Raw genomic sequence first — 14,618 nt, 5'->3', positions numbered from 1 at the left:
TCATGACTTCAGATTCCCCCCACGCGTCCAGGCCGCTGTCCGTCGTGCTTGCAGGCGGTGGTACGGCCGGCCATGTCAGTCCGTTGCTGGCCATCGCGGACGCAATCAAGGAAAAGCGTCCGGAAGCTGCCATCCTGGCTGTCGGCACGCCGTCGGGCCTGGAAACCAGGCTTGTCCCGGCGGCCGGGTACGAGCTCGCCACTATTGACCGTGTCCCTTTGCCACGAAAACCGTCCCTTGATCTCGTGAAGCTTCCGGGGCGCTTGAGGGGAGCAGTCAAGCAGGCGGAACGAATCCTGAATGACGCACAGGCCGATGTCCTGGTGGGCGTGGGCGGCTACGTGTGCACGCCCATGTATTTGGCCGCCCGCAGGCGCGGTACGCCTATCGTGATCCACGAGGCCAACATGAAGGCGGGGCTGGCGAACCGCGTGGGTGCACGGTTCAGCCGCCATGTTGCCGTGGCGTTTGCCGGTACGCGCCTTCGCGGCGCCCGCCACGTGGGAATGCCCATGCGCCGCGCCATCTCAGGACTGGACCGCACCAAGGCCGCGCCTGCTGCCAAGGCTTCGCTGGGCCTCAATCCGGACCGTCCTGCCTTGATCGTGACTGGCGGGTCCTCCGGAGCACTGAGCATCAACCGTGCTGTGGCTGCTGCCTTGCCCGCGCTGGCAGCTGCCGGGATCCAGACACTGCACATCACCGGTACCGGCAAGGCTGTTCTGGATAACGACGGCGGGCTCCTCGCCGCTGATGGCTACCGGCAGGTGGAGTACGTGGATGGAATGGAGAATGTCTACGCTGCTGCAGACATCCTGCTCGCCCGTGCCGGGGCCGCAACCGTCAGCGAAGTGGCAGCAGTAGGGGTTCCAGCGGTGTTCGTGCCCTTGCCGATCGGCAACGGTGAGCAAGCCCTTAATGCAGCTGCCTTGGTGGAGGCCGGCGGAGCGCTGATGGTCCAGGACAAAGAATTCACCCCGGAATGGCTCAAAGAAGAACTCATTCCACTCGTATCGGACCGCGGCAGGCTGGACGACATGGCCCGCAGGTCCGAGGCCCTTGGCATCAGAAACGCCGATCAGCGCATGGCTGATCTTGTCTTGGAAGCGGTATCCGCATGACGCACGCGATTGCACCACTCGAGTCCCTTGGACGAGTACATTTCATCGGCATCGGCGGCGTGGGAATGTCAGCCATCGCCCGGATCATGGTGGCCCGGGGTGTTCCCGTGAGTGGTACGGACGCCAAGGACCTTCCAGTCATGCATGACCTGGCCGCAGCAGGTGCCCGTATTGCCGTGGGATACGACTCCGCCAATTTGGGTGACGCCCAAACTGTTGTTGCCGGCTCCGCAATCCGTGCTGACAATCCTGAGTTGTCTGCGGCACGCCAGGCCGGTTTGCCCGTCCTGCATCGTTCCGAGGCATTGGCTGCCACCATGGACGGCCACAGGGTGGTCACCATCGCCGGTACGCACGGCAAATCCACCACCACCTCCATGGTCGCGGTCCTGCTCAAGGAAGCAGGATTGGATCCGTCGTTCGCCATTGGCGCGAACGTCCCGGCACTGGGAGTCAACGCGGCTCATGGTTCCTCGGATATTTTCGTGGCTGAAGCGGACGAGTCCGATGGTTCGTTCCTCAACTACCGTCCCCTGATCGCCGTCGTCACCAATGTGGAAGCGGACCATCTGGACCACTACGGAACCGCTGAAGCTGTTTATGCCTCCTTTGATAACTTCGCGGCGCTCCTGCCGCCCCACGGAGTCCTTCTGGCATGTGCGGACGACGAGGGCGCCCGCGCCTTGGCGGAGCGGACAGCCGCCAAGGGAACCACTCGCGTGCTTACGTACGGGACAAGGCACGACGCCGATATCCGCCTTCACGATGGTGGCCCGGGTGATGTCTCGGTAGCGGTGGATGGAGCCGGGTACGACTTGGACCTGCAGGTCCCGGGAAGGCATAACGCGCTCAATGCGGCTGCCGCGTTCGCCGTGGCCTTGGAGCTTGGCGTAGCGCCCGGGACGGCGGCTACGGCACTTGGACACTTCACCGGTGCGTCCAGGCGCTTTGAACTCAAAGGGCAGGGGAGGGGCGTGCGTGTATACGACGACTACGCCCACCATCCAACTGAAGTGCGTGCGGCCCTTTCCGCCGCGCGCTCTGTGGCCGGCGGCAACAAAGTCCACGTTCTCTTCCAACCGCATTTGTTTTCACGGACCCGGGAATTCGCTGCGGAGTTTGCAGCGGCACTGGACGCTGCGGACACGGCGCTGGTCCTGGACATCTACCCTGCCCGTGAAGACCCCATCCCCGGCGTCACTAGTTCGTTGATTGCTGACCGGCTCTCCCAAGGACGGCTGGTCTCTGGTGACGAAGCTGTGGATGCTGTTGTGGCGTCCGCTGGCGAGGGGGACATAGTGCTGACCGTGGGAGCCGGAGATGTCACTGCTTACGGCCCGGTGATTGTGGAGGCGCTGGGTGGCTAGCACCCGTAAGCCAACCTTCAAGCCCGGGGCAGATTCCAGCCAGGAGAACAAGAGCCGTTCGGCCGGTGGTTCCCCGGACAGTGTCATCAGCGCCCAACGGTCAGTCGGGCCATCTCCAGTGACGAGTCCGGTCAAGCAGAGCAGCGCGGACAACGTCATTGCTTTTCCCGAGCCAAAGGGCAAACGCAAACGCAGGCTCCTGCTGTGGACGCTCTGCATCGTCACGGCTTTCGTCGCAGTGCTCATAGCGGGTGCCATCTATTCGCCCGTGCTCGTGGTCCGGACCATCACTGTGGACGGCACCAAGCTAGTGACGCCTGAGACTGTGCAGAAGGCTTTGTCAGGTGTCGAGGGCAAGCCGCTGCCGCAGGTGAGCGAGCAGGAAGTCAATGAGCTCCTGAAGCCCTTGGTCCAGGTGCGTTCGGCAACTGTGGAGGCAAGGCCGCCGTCGGAATTGCTTGTGCACGTCAATGAGCGCGTACCAGTGGCCCTGTTGAAGCAAGGCGACTCGTTTGTGATGGTGGATGTAGACGGGGTCCAGTTGGGAGCCACACAGGATCAGTCTGCGGTTGCGCTGCCCCTGATCGACGCAGGTGCAGGTGCCACCAACACTGGGTTGTTTAAAGCCATTGCGGCTGTCCTGAACACTTTGCCGGCCGATGTGCTTGCGAGGATGTCCACCGCATCCGCTGCGTCGCCTGATGCCGTGGAGCTGAAACTGGTGGACGGAAAGACGGTAGTGTGGGGCAATGCCGAGGACAAGGAACTGAAGGCGAAGGCACTTGAGGCACTACTGAAGATGCCGCCGGATCCCAAAGTTCCCGTGAACGTCTACGACGTCAGCGTGCCCCGGCATCCATTCACCAAATAAAGAACATTGAGCACGTAACCTGCGGGCCTCGGTGACCTTATTTCGCGACAATCAAGCGACACGCGCAAGCGGTCATTGCATGTGCGAAGCGGAGGAAATACCGTCGCAGTAGAGTTACTTGACATAACTATAACCTTCAACTAGAGGGTTAAGGTCCAAGGATTCAAGTTGGACTCGATCAGTTTCGCTATAGGACACAAGCAAGGGGCACGAAACGTGGCAGCACCGCAGAATTACTTGGCCGTCATCAAGGTCGTCGGCATCGGCGGCGGTGGCGTGAACGCAGTCAACCGCATGATCGAGGTCGGCCTCCGGGGCGTCGAGTTCATTGCCATCAACACTGACGCGCAAGCGCTCCTCATGAGTGATGCCGATGTCAAGCTCGACGTCGGTCGCGAGCTTACGCGCGGCCTTGGCGCTGGAGCCAACCCCGAGGTCGGCAAGCAGGCCGCCGAAGACCACGCTGACGAGATCGAAGAAGTTCTCCGCGGCGCTGACATGGTCTTCGTAACGGCTGGCGAAGGTGGTGGCACCGGTACTGGCGGAGCCCCTGTAGTCGCACGCATCGCCCGCTCCCTGGGTGCGCTGACCATTGGCGTGGTGACCCGCCCCTTCACTTTCGAAGGCCGCCGTCGTGCGGGCTCTGCCGAAGCCGGCATCGACGCCCTGCGTGATGAAGTCGACACCCTGATCGTCATCCCCAACGACCGACTCCTGTCCATCAGCGATCGCAACGTCTCCGTCCTGGACGCTTTCCGCTCAGCTGACCAGGTACTGCTTTCCGGTGTCCAGGGCATTACGGACCTCATCACCACCCCGGGCCTGATCAACCTCGACTTCGCCGACGTCAAATCCGTCATGCAGGGTGCGGGCTCTGCGCTCATGGGTATCGGATCCGCCCGTGGCGAAGACCGCGCAGTGAAGGCTGCCGAGTTGGCCATCGCCTCGCCACTTCTGGAAGCCTCCATCGACGGCGCGCATGGCGTGCTGCTGTCCATCCAGGGTGGTTCAGACCTCGGCTTGTTCGAAATCAACGAGGCAGCCCGCCTGGTGCAGGAAGTCGCGCACCCGGAGGCAAACATCATCTTCGGCGCGGTCATCGACGACGCCCTTGGCGACGAAGCCCGCGTCACCGTCATTGCCGCTGGATTCGACGACGTCAAGGCAACCTCTCCGTCCATGGACCAGTCGCGTCCGGCGCAGAACCCCGTGCCTGCCGAGCGTCCTGCTGCGCCAAACACGGCTCCTTCCAACGCAAACGCACCGCAGCATGCAACTGCAGGCATCGGCGCGGCAGGCTTGAGCAATTGGGGCCAGCAGCGTCCGTCGGCGCTCCCGGCGGACTCCGGCTTCGACGTCGACCTTCCTGCCGTTGTCGAGCCGGACCTGTCGGGCAGCCGCTCGGATGACCTCGACGTTCCAGATTTCCTGAAGTAAGCGGGCTTCGAGAGTCAATATCCCGTGTTTTGGTGGCGCAATGAAGTACAGCCCGGCGTTTCTGTGGCCTTCACGGACACAGGCGCCGGGAACCTGGCCCTCCATGTGGGGGACAACCCCGGGGATGTGACCGAGCGTCGTGCCCGGTTGGACGATGCTGCGAACCTGGGAAACCGTAGCTTTCAGTACATGGACCAGGTTCATGGCAATGAGGTCGCCCTTATTTCGAGCTACGGTCCCGGTCCCACTGCGGATGCAATGGTTTCCATGCCTTCAGGTAGCCAGGCTGCCCAGCCATTGTCCGTCATGGTGGCTGATTGTGTTCCTGTGGTCCTTGTTGGAGATGCAGGCGATCGTGGTCCCATCATCGCTGTTGCGCACGCAGGACGTCCAGGCGTGGCCTCTTCCGTTGTCCCGGCAACCGTCAACGAGCTTCGCAGGCTCGGTGCCCTGAACATCCGCGCCTGGCTGGGGCCCTCTATTTGTGGATCCTGCTATGAGGTTCCCGAGCAGCTTCGCGAAGATGTTGCCGCGGTGGCACCCGCCGCTTGGTCGAGTACATCGTGGGGAACGCCTGCTTTGGACCTTCCTGCCGGTGTTCGCGCCCAGTTGGCTGAAGGCGACGTCACGGTTGAGTATTCAGGGGAGTGCACCTTGGAAAATGACTCCCTTTTTTCCTACCGGCGGGATTCCCGTACGGGTCGATTCGCAGGTTTGGTGTGGACTCATGACTAACCTTGGACATGACGATGCCCTGTCCGGCGATGCCCCGTCCGGCGATGCAGCTTCGGATGCACGCACCACTGAACTCGCCCGCCGGCTCGAGGCCGTTAAGACACGCATTGGAGCGGCGACGGCTGCAGCGGGACGTACGGATCGGCCCGAGCTGATCGTCGTGACCAAGTTCCATCCGGCAGCTGATGTCCGGCGACTGTCCACGCTCGGAGTCCGGGATGTCGGCGAGAACCGGGACCAGGAGGCCGCGGGGAAAAGTGCCGAGCTCGCAGACCTGGACGTCCGATGGCACTTCATTGGCCAGTTACAGAGCAAAAAAGCGAAATCCGTGGCCAAATACGCTTACTCGGTGCAGTCAGTAGATCGTCTACAGGTGATCGACGCCCTGGAAAAGGCAGTCGTCCGTGAACAGGACGTCACGGGGCGGAAAGACCTTGAGTGCTACATCCAAGTCAGTTTGGATGACGACGCCGGGGCGCACCGTGGTGGTGCCCATCCCTCGGAGGTGGAATCCCTGGCGGCAAAGATCGCTTCCGCGCCCGGACTGAGGCTTGCTGGAGTAATGGCTGTGGCCCCGCTGGGCGCCGATCCGGAAGCGGCGTTTGAACGACTTGCGGTTGTTTCCGCGGAACTGCGGGCCAATCATCCGGCTGCTTCAGGAATATCAGCAGGCATGAGCCAGGACCTTGAAGCCGCTATCAAGTTCGGGGCGACACACCTGAGAATTGGCTCCGATATTCTCGGTTCGCGTCCGGCCGTGGGGTAGCGTCAAAGTATTGGAATGACGGGCCGGGGTTCCAATATGTCAAGTCATGGCGGCCCGCCTACTGCAGAAACGATAGGAGTGCACCATGGCTGGCGCTCTGCGCAAGACAATGATCTATCTTGGGCTCGCCGACGGCGATGAACACTACGAATCTGAGCAGGCCGTCGCGCACCACGACGAAGAACGCCCCCAGGCACAGGACCGGGAAGAGCGCCGAGCGCCTGCACCCGTCCGGGAAGTTGTCCGTGAAATGCCCACTGTTGACGCCGAAGAGGAATACCGCGCACCCGTGACACCCATTAAGCGTGCGGCGTCCAGCCGCGAAGATGCCTCGGGTTTGAGGCAGATCACCACAGTTCATCCGCGTTCTTATAATGACGCCAAAATTATTGGCGAGAGCTTCCGGGATGGCATTCCCGTGATCATGAATGTCACCGACATGGGCGAGGCAGACGCCAAGCGCCTGGTGGACTTCTCGGCCGGTTTGGTCTTTGGCCTCCACGGCAGCATCGAAAGGGTTACCAACAAGGTCTTCCTGTTGTCGCCGTCGTATGTGGAAGTCATTGGGGATGACAAGAAGGCCAGCGAAACCCAGGCCAGCTTCTTCAACCAGAGCTAAGAACGATCGCTACGAGGATGCCAGGCGGGTCAACCTGCCTGGCATCTGTGTTGCAATAGTAAGGACCGATCGGCGTTTCAAGAGCAGGGACTGATCGGCATTCCGGAACAAGTGGGAGATCTGAGCTAACTCGTGGGCATTGTTTTCGGCCTTATCTATATTGTGTTGTTGCTGTTTTTCATTGCCCTTATCATCAGGCTGATCTTCGAATGGGTTCAGATGTTCGCCCGTCAATGGCGGCCCCGCGGTGTGGCATTGGTAACAGCCCATGTTGTCTACTCCGTGACAGACCCACCACTGAGAAGGCTTCGTAAGTTGATACCGCCACTGCAAATGGGTGGAATCTCCTTGGACCTGGGCTTCCTGATCCTGATTATCGCCGTGAGCATCGCCATGGCGGTGAGCAGCGGCCTGGCGTAGCAGCGCACTGAAGCTGTACCGCGGAACCGGGGGCTCGCGAGGGTTCGAAGGCCGCAAATTCTCCAATTCAACACGATGGTGTTGAATTGGAGGAACCAGATGATATTTAGGTACCGTAGTTTTGAACGGCCGGAAGGCCTACTGACTAACTAGACCAACGAGGTGACCAGATGGCTTTGACGCCAGAAGACGTTGTCAACAAGCGCTTTCAGCCGACCAAGTTCCGCGAAGGCTACGACCAGGACGAGGTAGATGACTTCCTCGACGAGATCGTGGTTGAACTGCGCCGCCTGAACCAGGAGAACGACGAACTTCGCAAGAAGCTCGGCGAAGCTGGCTCGGCTGTGCCCGCGGCAACTGCTGCGGCTCCCGTCGTCGAGAAGGTTCCGGCCCCGGTCAAGGTGGACAAGGAAGCCGAGGCCAAGGCGGAAGCCGAGGCGAAGGCTGCTGAAGCTGCCAAGAAGAAGGAAGCCGAGCAGGCCGCTGCGGCTGCCGCCGCTGCCAAGGCACCTGCTCCCAGCAACGGTGTGACGCCTACTGCTGAGTCCGCTGCAGGACTGCTGGCCATGGCGCAGCAGATGCACGACAAGCACGTTGCCGACGGTGCACAGCAGAAGGAAAAGATTATCGCTGAGGCGCAGATCGAGGCTTCCAGTCTCGTCAACGACGCCCAGGAGAAGTCCCGCAAGATCCTTGGCGCCCTTGAGCAGCAGCGTTCGGTCCTGGAACGCAAGGTTGAGCAGCTCCGTGGCTTCGAACGCGACTACCGCTCGCGCCTGAAGGCCTACATCGAGGGCCAGCTGCGCGACCTCGACGCCCGTGGTTCCGTCGCTGCCCCTGAGGTCGGCGAAGCAACCGCAGACGTTTAGCAAGTATTCTAAAAGCCGGTGGCTGAGGTCTCCTCTGCCACCGGCTTTTGCTGTTAACACCCTGGTAGCAGCCCACAACGCTCCACGAACGAAAGCACTATGACCGACGACCTCACCGACGACGCATCGCGGCCGGCACTTCCCGTCCGACGCAAATGGCGTCCTGCAATGATCTGGCTCTTTGCGGGTTTTGCAGTTTTTGCCTACGCCTTTGACCAGCTCACCAAGCTTTGGGTGACCAGCACCATGACAGAAGGTGAGCGTATTCCAGTGCTGCCACCGTTGCTGCACTGGTACTACATCCGCAATTCCGGGGCTGCCTTTTCCATTGGTGAGAATGTCACATGGGTCTTCACGATCGTCATGGCGGGGGTTTCCGTTGCCATTCTTTTGCAGTTGCGGCGGCTCGGCTCCGCCTGGTGGGCATTGTCGCTTGGGCTGCTGCTCGGTGGCGCATTGGGCAATCTGACGGATCGATTGTTCCGTGAACCGTCCTTTGCCATGGGTCATGTGGTGGATTTCATCCAGGTACCGAACTTTGCCATCTTCAACATCGCCGACTCAGCCGTGGTGTCCGGCGTTGTGATCATTTGCCTGCTGACCCTGCGCGGGGTGGGCATGGACGGCACCCGGCAAGTGGCAGCACCAAAAACAGCCAAGCCAGCCGAGCCCGCTGGGGGCTCCAATGAGGAGACCGTCGGTGAGTGAGTCGCTTGTGGTGCCTGAGGACCTTGCAGGAGCGCGGGCTGACGCTGGACTTGCACGTTTGCTGGACATTTCCCGTTCTGCTGCGGCACTGCTGATTGCCGAAGGCAACGTCACCAGTGGCGGTGCGGCTCTCGGCAAATCGGCAAAGCTTGTTGCGGGCGCGGTGTTGGACGTCACGGTTCCCGAGCGGCCGGATCCCCTGGAAGTCGTGGAGGAAGTTGTGGAAGGCTTGAAGATCCTGTTGGATGACGAGGAATTCGTTGTCATCGACAAGCCAGTGGGAGTAGCGGCGCATCCGTCGCCGGGCTGGGTGGGACCCACGGTGGTCGGCGGCCTGGCTGGAGCCGGGTACCGGATTTCGACGTCGGGAGCACCCGAGCGTGCGGGCATTGTCCATAGGCTCGACGTCGGCACTTCCGGCGTGATGGTTGTGGCTAAGACGGAGCATGCTTACACGGTCCTCAAAAGGGCTTTCAAGGAGCGGACGGTGGACAAGGTCTACCACGCGGTTGTCCAAGGACTTCCGGATCCACTTGAGGGCACTATTGATGCCCCGATCGGCCGCCACCCTGGCCACGACTGGCGCTTTGCAGTTATAGAAGACGGCCGGCCCTCGGTGACCCACTACGAGGTTCTGGAAGCCTTTGGTAAAGCTACGTTGGTGGAGGTGCACCTGGAAACGGGCCGGACGCACCAGATCAGGGTCCACTTCTCTGCTTTGCGGCACCCTTGCGCCGGCGATCTCACCTACGGTGCTGATCCCCGTCTCGCAGCAAACTTGGGACTCACCCGACAGTGGCTTCATGCACGGCAACTGGGCTTCACGCACCCGCGGACCGGCGAGTGGGTGGAAGTCACCAGCGACTACCCGGCGGACCTTCAATACGCCTTGGACCTGCTGGCCACGGGCTCAGCCTAGGCAATCCTTCCGGGCCGGCCCGGTCCAAGGTTCCCTATTTTGTCGGAGGCGGGACGGTAGACTGTCGTGGTGACTTCCAGCAATGATTCGTTCGTCCACCTGCACACCCACACCGAATACTCCATGCTGGATGGAGCGGCCCGCCTGGGTGAGCTGTTCGATGAAACCGAACGCCTGGGCATGCCGGCCCTGGCTACCACTGACCATGGCTACCTCTTTGGTGCGTTCGACTTCTGGCGCAAGGCCACGGACAAGGGCATCAAGCCGATCATCGGCGTCGAGGCCTATGTGACCCCGGGTACTGCCCGCGGGGATAAGGAGCGCGTTCGCTGGGGCGACGAAAGCCAGCGTAAGGACGACGTCTCTGGTGGTGGCTCGTATACCCACATGACGCTCCTGAGTTACAACAACGTCGGCATGAGGAACCTGTTCAGGGCCTCGTCCATCGCATCGCTGGATTCTGTCTTTGGTAAGTGGCCGCGGCTGGACCGGGAATTGCTCAATACGTACTCCGAAGGGCTCATTGCGACTACCGGTTGCCCTTCCGGGGAAGTCCAGACCAAGCTGCGGCTCGGCCTTTACCGCGAGGCTGTCGAAGCCGCCGCAGAGTTCCGCGACATTTTTGGGGCGGAAAACTACTTCTGCGAACTGATGGACCACGGGCTGGACATTGAACGGCGCGTTACCGGGGATCTCCTGCGCCTTGCCAAGGAGCTCAACCTCCCGCTGGTGGCCACCAATGACCTCCACTACACGCATGAACACGATGCCAAGGCCCACGAAGCTTTGTTGGCCATCCAGTCCGGCTCCACGCTCCTGGAACCGACGTACGACAACGGCGGCTCCCGCTTCGCCTTCTCGGGCAGTGGCTACTACCTGAAATCTCCGCAGGAAATGCGGGAGCTGTTCCGCGATCACCCGGAGGCCTGCGATAACACGCTGCTCATCGCCGAGCGCTGCGAAGTTTCGTTCAACACGGGCGCCAACTACATGCCGCGCTTCCCTTGTCCTCCCGGGGAAGACGAGACCTCCTGGCTGGTCAAGGAAGTAGACACCGGCCTTAAGTACCGCTATCCCCAAGGCATTCCGGACAATGTCCGCAAGCAGGCCGACTACGAACTCGGGGTCATTACCTCCATGGGCTTCCCCGGGTACTTCCTGGTGGTCGCCGACTTCATCAACTGGGCCAAGAACAACGGGATCCGTGTTGGTCCGGGGCGTGGTTCCGGTGCAGGTTCCATGGTGGCCTACGCCATGCGTATTACTGACCTTGATCCGCTCCAGCACGGCCTGATCTTCGAGCGCTTCCTCAACCCTGACCGCGTTTCCATGCCCGACTTCGACGTCGACTTCGATGATCGCCGTCGCTCCGAGGTGATCGACTACGTCACCAAGAAGTACGGCGACGAGCGCGTGGCGATGATCGTCACCTATGGAACCATCAAGACCAAGCAGGCGCTCAAGGACTCCTCCCGTGTGCTTGGCTACCCGTTCAGTATGGGCGAGCAGCTGACCAAGGCACTCCCGCCGGCCGTCATGGCCAAGGACATTCCCTTGGCGGACATCCAGAACCCGGAATCCAAGCGCTACAGCGAAGCGGGAGATTTCCGCCAGCTGATCGCCACCGATCCCGAGGCCGCCAAAGTCTTCGAGACCGCGCTGGGTATTGAGGGACTGAAGCGCCAGTGGGGTGTTCACGCGGCGGGCGTCATCATGTCCTCGGATCCCATCATCGACGTCATTCCTGTCATGCGCCGTTTCCAGGACGGCCAGGTCATCACCCAGTTCGATTATCCGACGTCCGAAGGCCTCGGCCTGATCAAGATGGACTTCCTCGGCCTCCGAAACCTGACGATCATTTCGGATGCCCTGGAAAACATCAAGATGAACCGCGGCGTTGACCTGGACCTGGAAAACCTGGAACTCGACGATGCTGCATCCTACGAGCTTCTGGCGCGTGGTGACACCTTGGGTGTGTTCCAGCTCGATGGTGGACCCATGCGGTCCCTCCTCAAGCTCATGAAGCCTGACAACTTCGAAGATATCTCCGCAGTTCTCGCGTTGTACCGGCCTGGACCCATGGGTGCCAACGCCCACACCGACTACGCGCTGCGCAAAAACGGGATCCAGGAAGTGATTCCCATCCACCCGGAGTTGGAAGAGCCGCTCAAGGAGATCCTGGGCGGGACCTTCGGCCTGATCGTGTACCAGGAACAGGTTATGGCGGTGGCGCAGAAGCTTGCCGGCTACTCGCTGGGCCAAGCCGACATCCTGCGCCGTGCCATGGGCAAGAAGAAGAAATCGGAGCTGGACAAGCAGTTCGCCGGCTTCTCCCAAGGCATGCAGGACAACGGCTACTCCATGGCCGCCGTCAAAACGCTCTGGGACATTCTGCTTCCGTTCTCCGACTACGCCTTCAATAAAGCGCACTCGGCCGCTTACGGGGTCATTTCTTACTGGACTGCCTACTTGAAGGCACACTATGCGCCCGAGTACATGGCTGCCCTGCTCACGTCCGTTGGCGATGACAAGGACAAGTCCGCTATCTACCTCAACGAGTGCCGCCGGATGGGCATCACCGTTCTTCCGCCGGATGTCAATGAATCCTCGTTGAACTTCACTCCCGTGGGAACGGACATCCGCTTCGGCATGGGGGCCATCCGAAACGTCGGCGTGAACGTGGTGGAAGCCATGGTCTCTGCACGGACTACGGAAGGCAACTACACATCCTTCAAGGACTTCCTGATGAAGGTCCCCGCAGTTGTCTGCAACAAGCGCACCATCGAATCCTTGATCAAGGCTGGCGCTTTCGACTCACTGGGACACCATCGCCGTGCTTTGGCCATGATCCATGAAGAGGCCATCGACTCCGTCATCACCCTCAAGCGCAACGAGGCAATCGGCCAGTTCGATCTCTTCGCCGGTTTCGAGGACCAGGAACCTGAAGCTTCGCTGACCACGGAAATTCCGGACCTCCCCGAATGGGAGAAGAAGGACAAGCTGTCCTTCGAGCGCGACATGCTGGGTCTCTATGTTTCGGACCACCCGTTGCAGGGCTTGGAAGGCGTCCTCAGCCAGCATGCGGAGCAGTCCATTACTTCCATCATTGCCGAGGACGGACCGCACGACGGCGCGATTGTCACCATCGCGGGCATGATCACCTCGTTGAGCCGCAGGATCGCCAAGGCCAGTGGCAACGCCTACGCCCGTGCCGAGATTGAAGATCTGGGCGGATCCATGGAGGTCATGTTCTTTGGCCAGGTGTACGGGCCCATCGCCTCCGTCCTGGCTGAAGACCTCATCGTGGTGGTCAAGGGTCGCCTGCAGCGCAGGGACGATGGAGCCGTGACGCTGAACTGCATGGAACTCTCGGTGCCGGACCTCAGTGAGAGCGTGAACGGACCGGTCGTGATCACCATCCCAACGTTCAAGGCCACCGAGGCAGTGGTTACCGACCTTCGGGATGTGTTGCGGACGCATCGGGGCAACTCCGAGGTGCGGCTTAAGCTCATGGGGGACACCAAAGTGGAGGTCATGGGCCTTCCCGTGCACATGAGGGTCAACCCCAGCCCATCGCTCTTCGGCGACCTGAAGGTGCTGTTGGGTCCGGCCTGCCTGGATAATTAGTCCAGAAGGCTAGATTTCGTAGTCCAACGGCCTCGGCTGGCTATAGCCGCCACCGTGATAGAGCAGGGGAGCGCCGTCGTCGCCCACCTGGCCGTCGACGACCTCCACGACCACCACAGCATTGTTCTCAAACGACAACCGCATTTGGATCTTTCCCACCAGCCAACCTGCTACGTCCTTGAGAATGGGCACATCGTAAGGACCTGGCTCCCAGTGGTCGCCTTCGAAGCGGTCCCGTGTCTTGGCGAAGCGATCTGCCAGCGCCTGGTTCTCCAGTCCGAGCATGTGCACGCCAATGTAGTTGGCATTGGCGATGGCCGGCCAGGAACTTGAGCTTCGGGCCATGTTGAAGGTGAAACGTGGCGGCTCGGCGGACAGGGATGCAACGGAGGTGGCAGTGAAGCCAAAAGGCTTGCCATTCAGGTTGGCTGTGATGATGGCCACCCCGGCGGCATGGCGGCGAAACATTTCCCTGAACGTCTTTTCGAAGCCGGATAGTTCGCTTGCCACGTTGATGATTCTCCTGGAACTGGGTCGGGGGCGTCTTTCTCTCAGGGTATTCCTCCCTGTGCCCCACTTCTCCATTTTAATGAGCACACACGAACCTTTGTTAATGTGAGTTCCATGACTGAGCCCACTGTGCACGTTCCCGCGGAAGTCCAGACCGACGCCGCAACTCCCCGGCGTTCGCGGGACGCCCTGTGGCTTGTCCTGCCGGCGGCATCGGGGGTAGTCATAGGCATTCTCTGGTGGATCCTGGCCCCGGGCGGGGGGAACCTGGTTTCGGGCAACCCCGATCTGGCAAATCCTGCCAACCCGGCTTCGTGGCTGCCGCGCGATCTGGCCCTTGCCGCCCTGATGTTGGTGGCCGGGTGTGTCACTGGCCTCTTGCTCGACGGAAAGCTCCAGGGGACTGGGGTCGGCAGGCGGCTGGCCTTGGCACTGGCAGGGGGAGCCGCCGGCGCTGCGGTTGCCTGGGTGGTTGGCTTGGTTGCAGGGCAGCTGTGGGGCCCCGCTCCGGATCCTTCACTGGGTGCGGAATACGGTTTCACCCTCCGCTCATACGCCGTCCTCGTCTTGTGGCCGGGCGCCATCGCCTTCGTGACGTTCGTACTTGCGCTGTTCGGGGTTCTTTCCAGGAAGCCCGTAAAATAGGCGG

General features: G+C 61.2%; 14 protein-coding genes. 13 read left to right on the top strand and 1 reads right to left on the bottom strand.

Annotated elements, in window-relative coordinates:
* Positions 1-2: 2 nt before the first annotated feature.
* From murG to dnaE, 12 genes are all read left to right on the top strand, one after another.
* Entirely contained in the window at positions 3-1,121 is a 1,119-nt protein-coding gene (gene murG, locus AB4Z15_RS12815) for an undecaprenyldiphospho-muramoylpentapeptide beta-N-acetylglucosaminyltransferase (protein WP_442017572.1), read from the top strand.
* Positions 1,118-2,488, top strand: coding sequence for a UDP-N-acetylmuramate--L-alanine ligase (murC, locus tag AB4Z15_RS12810; protein WP_442017571.1), 1,371 nt, complete (start codon positions 1,118-1,120; stop codon positions 2,486-2,488). The genes murG and murC overlap by 4 nt, the downstream gene beginning before the upstream one ends.
* Complete coding sequence (locus AB4Z15_RS12805; RefSeq protein ID WP_442017570.1) at positions 2,481-3,359, top strand: FtsQ-type POTRA domain-containing protein; 879 nt, start codon at positions 2,481-2,483, stop codon at positions 3,357-3,359. The genes murC and AB4Z15_RS12805 overlap by 8 nt, the downstream gene beginning before the upstream one ends.
* A 216-nt stretch (positions 3,360-3,575) precedes the next feature.
* Positions 3,576-4,796, top strand: a complete 1,221-nt coding sequence (gene ftsZ, locus AB4Z15_RS12800) for a cell division protein FtsZ (protein WP_442005573.1) — start codon at positions 3,576-3,578, stop codon at positions 4,794-4,796.
* A 24-nt stretch (positions 4,797-4,820) separates the two neighbouring features.
* Positions 4,821-5,531, top strand: a complete 711-nt coding sequence (locus tag AB4Z15_RS12795) for a polyphenol oxidase family protein (RefSeq protein WP_442005572.1) — start codon at positions 4,821-4,823, stop codon at positions 5,529-5,531.
* Positions 5,524-6,297 carry a YggS family pyridoxal phosphate-dependent enzyme gene (locus AB4Z15_RS12790; RefSeq protein WP_442017569.1) on the top strand — a complete coding sequence of 258 codons (774 nt, stop codon included), beginning with the start codon at positions 5,524-5,526 and terminating at the stop codon, positions 6,295-6,297. Before AB4Z15_RS12795 ends, AB4Z15_RS12790 begins: the two co-directional genes overlap by 8 nt.
* An 85-nt stretch (positions 6,298-6,382) precedes the next feature.
* Entirely contained in the window at positions 6,383-6,916 is a 534-nt protein-coding gene (locus AB4Z15_RS12785) for a cell division protein SepF (RefSeq protein WP_216922977.1), read from the top strand.
* Positions 6,917-7,048: 132 nt separating this feature from the next.
* On the top strand, positions 7,049-7,336 hold the full coding sequence (locus tag AB4Z15_RS12780) for a YggT family protein (RefSeq protein ID WP_442017568.1): 288 nt from the start codon (positions 7,049-7,051) through the stop codon (positions 7,334-7,336).
* A 170-nt stretch (positions 7,337-7,506) separates the two neighbouring features.
* Entirely contained in the window at positions 7,507-8,205 is a 699-nt protein-coding gene (locus AB4Z15_RS12775; protein ID WP_442005569.1) for a DivIVA domain-containing protein, read from the top strand.
* Positions 8,206-8,304: 99 nt separating this feature from the next.
* Positions 8,305-8,913 carry a signal peptidase II gene (lspA, locus tag AB4Z15_RS12770; protein WP_442017567.1) on the top strand — a complete coding sequence of 203 codons (609 nt, stop codon included), beginning with the start codon at positions 8,305-8,307 and terminating at the stop codon, positions 8,911-8,913.
* On the top strand, positions 8,906-9,832 hold the full coding sequence (locus AB4Z15_RS12765) for an RluA family pseudouridine synthase (protein WP_442005567.1): 927 nt from the start codon (positions 8,906-8,908) through the stop codon (positions 9,830-9,832). Before lspA ends, AB4Z15_RS12765 begins: the two co-directional genes overlap by 8 nt.
* 69 nt (positions 9,833-9,901) lie before the next feature.
* Positions 9,902-13,459 carry a DNA polymerase III subunit alpha gene (dnaE, locus tag AB4Z15_RS12760; protein WP_442017566.1) on the top strand — a complete coding sequence of 1,186 codons (3,558 nt, stop codon included), beginning with the start codon at positions 9,902-9,904 and terminating at the stop codon, positions 13,457-13,459.
* Between the two features lie 9 nt (positions 13,460-13,468).
* Here the strand turns inward: dnaE and AB4Z15_RS12755 are convergent, their stop codons facing one another.
* On the bottom strand, positions 13,469-13,969 hold the full coding sequence (locus AB4Z15_RS12755; RefSeq protein ID WP_416418636.1) for a flavin reductase family protein: 501 nt from the start codon (positions 13,967-13,969) through the stop codon (positions 13,469-13,471).
* Between the two features lie 114 nt (positions 13,970-14,083).
* Between AB4Z15_RS12755 and AB4Z15_RS12750 the strand changes: the two genes are divergently transcribed.
* A complete protein-coding gene (locus tag AB4Z15_RS12750; RefSeq protein ID WP_442005565.1) occupies positions 14,084-14,614 on the top strand; it encodes a hypothetical protein in 531 nt (176 codons plus the stop codon).
* The last annotated feature ends 4 nt before the right edge of the window (positions 14,615-14,618 follow it).

This window comes from Paenarthrobacter sp. 2TAF44, from assembly GCF_052114885.1.
Taxonomy (GTDB): domain Bacteria; phylum Actinomycetota; class Actinomycetes; order Actinomycetales; family Micrococcaceae; genus Arthrobacter.
This window is presented reverse-complemented; position numbering and strand designations above follow the sequence as displayed.

Coding starts and splice junctions, on each gene's coding strand:
- murG (WP_442017572.1), top strand. CDS start 3: ATGACTTCAGATTCCCCCCACGCGTCCAGGCCGCTGTCCGTCGTGCTT.
- murC (WP_442017571.1), top strand. CDS start 1,118: ATGACGCACGCGATTGCACCACTCGAGTCCCTTGGACGAGTACATTTC.
- AB4Z15_RS12790 (WP_442017569.1), top strand. CDS start 5,524: ATGACTAACCTTGGACATGACGATGCCCTGTCCGGCGATGCCCCGTCC.
- AB4Z15_RS12785 (WP_216922977.1), top strand. CDS start 6,383: ATGGCTGGCGCTCTGCGCAAGACAATGATCTATCTTGGGCTCGCCGAC.
- AB4Z15_RS12775 (WP_442005569.1), top strand. CDS start 7,507: ATGGCTTTGACGCCAGAAGACGTTGTCAACAAGCGCTTTCAGCCGACC.
- lspA (WP_442017567.1), top strand. CDS start 8,305: ATGACCGACGACCTCACCGACGACGCATCGCGGCCGGCACTTCCCGTC.
- AB4Z15_RS12750 (WP_442005565.1), top strand. CDS start 14,084: ATGACTGAGCCCACTGTGCACGTTCCCGCGGAAGTCCAGACCGACGCC.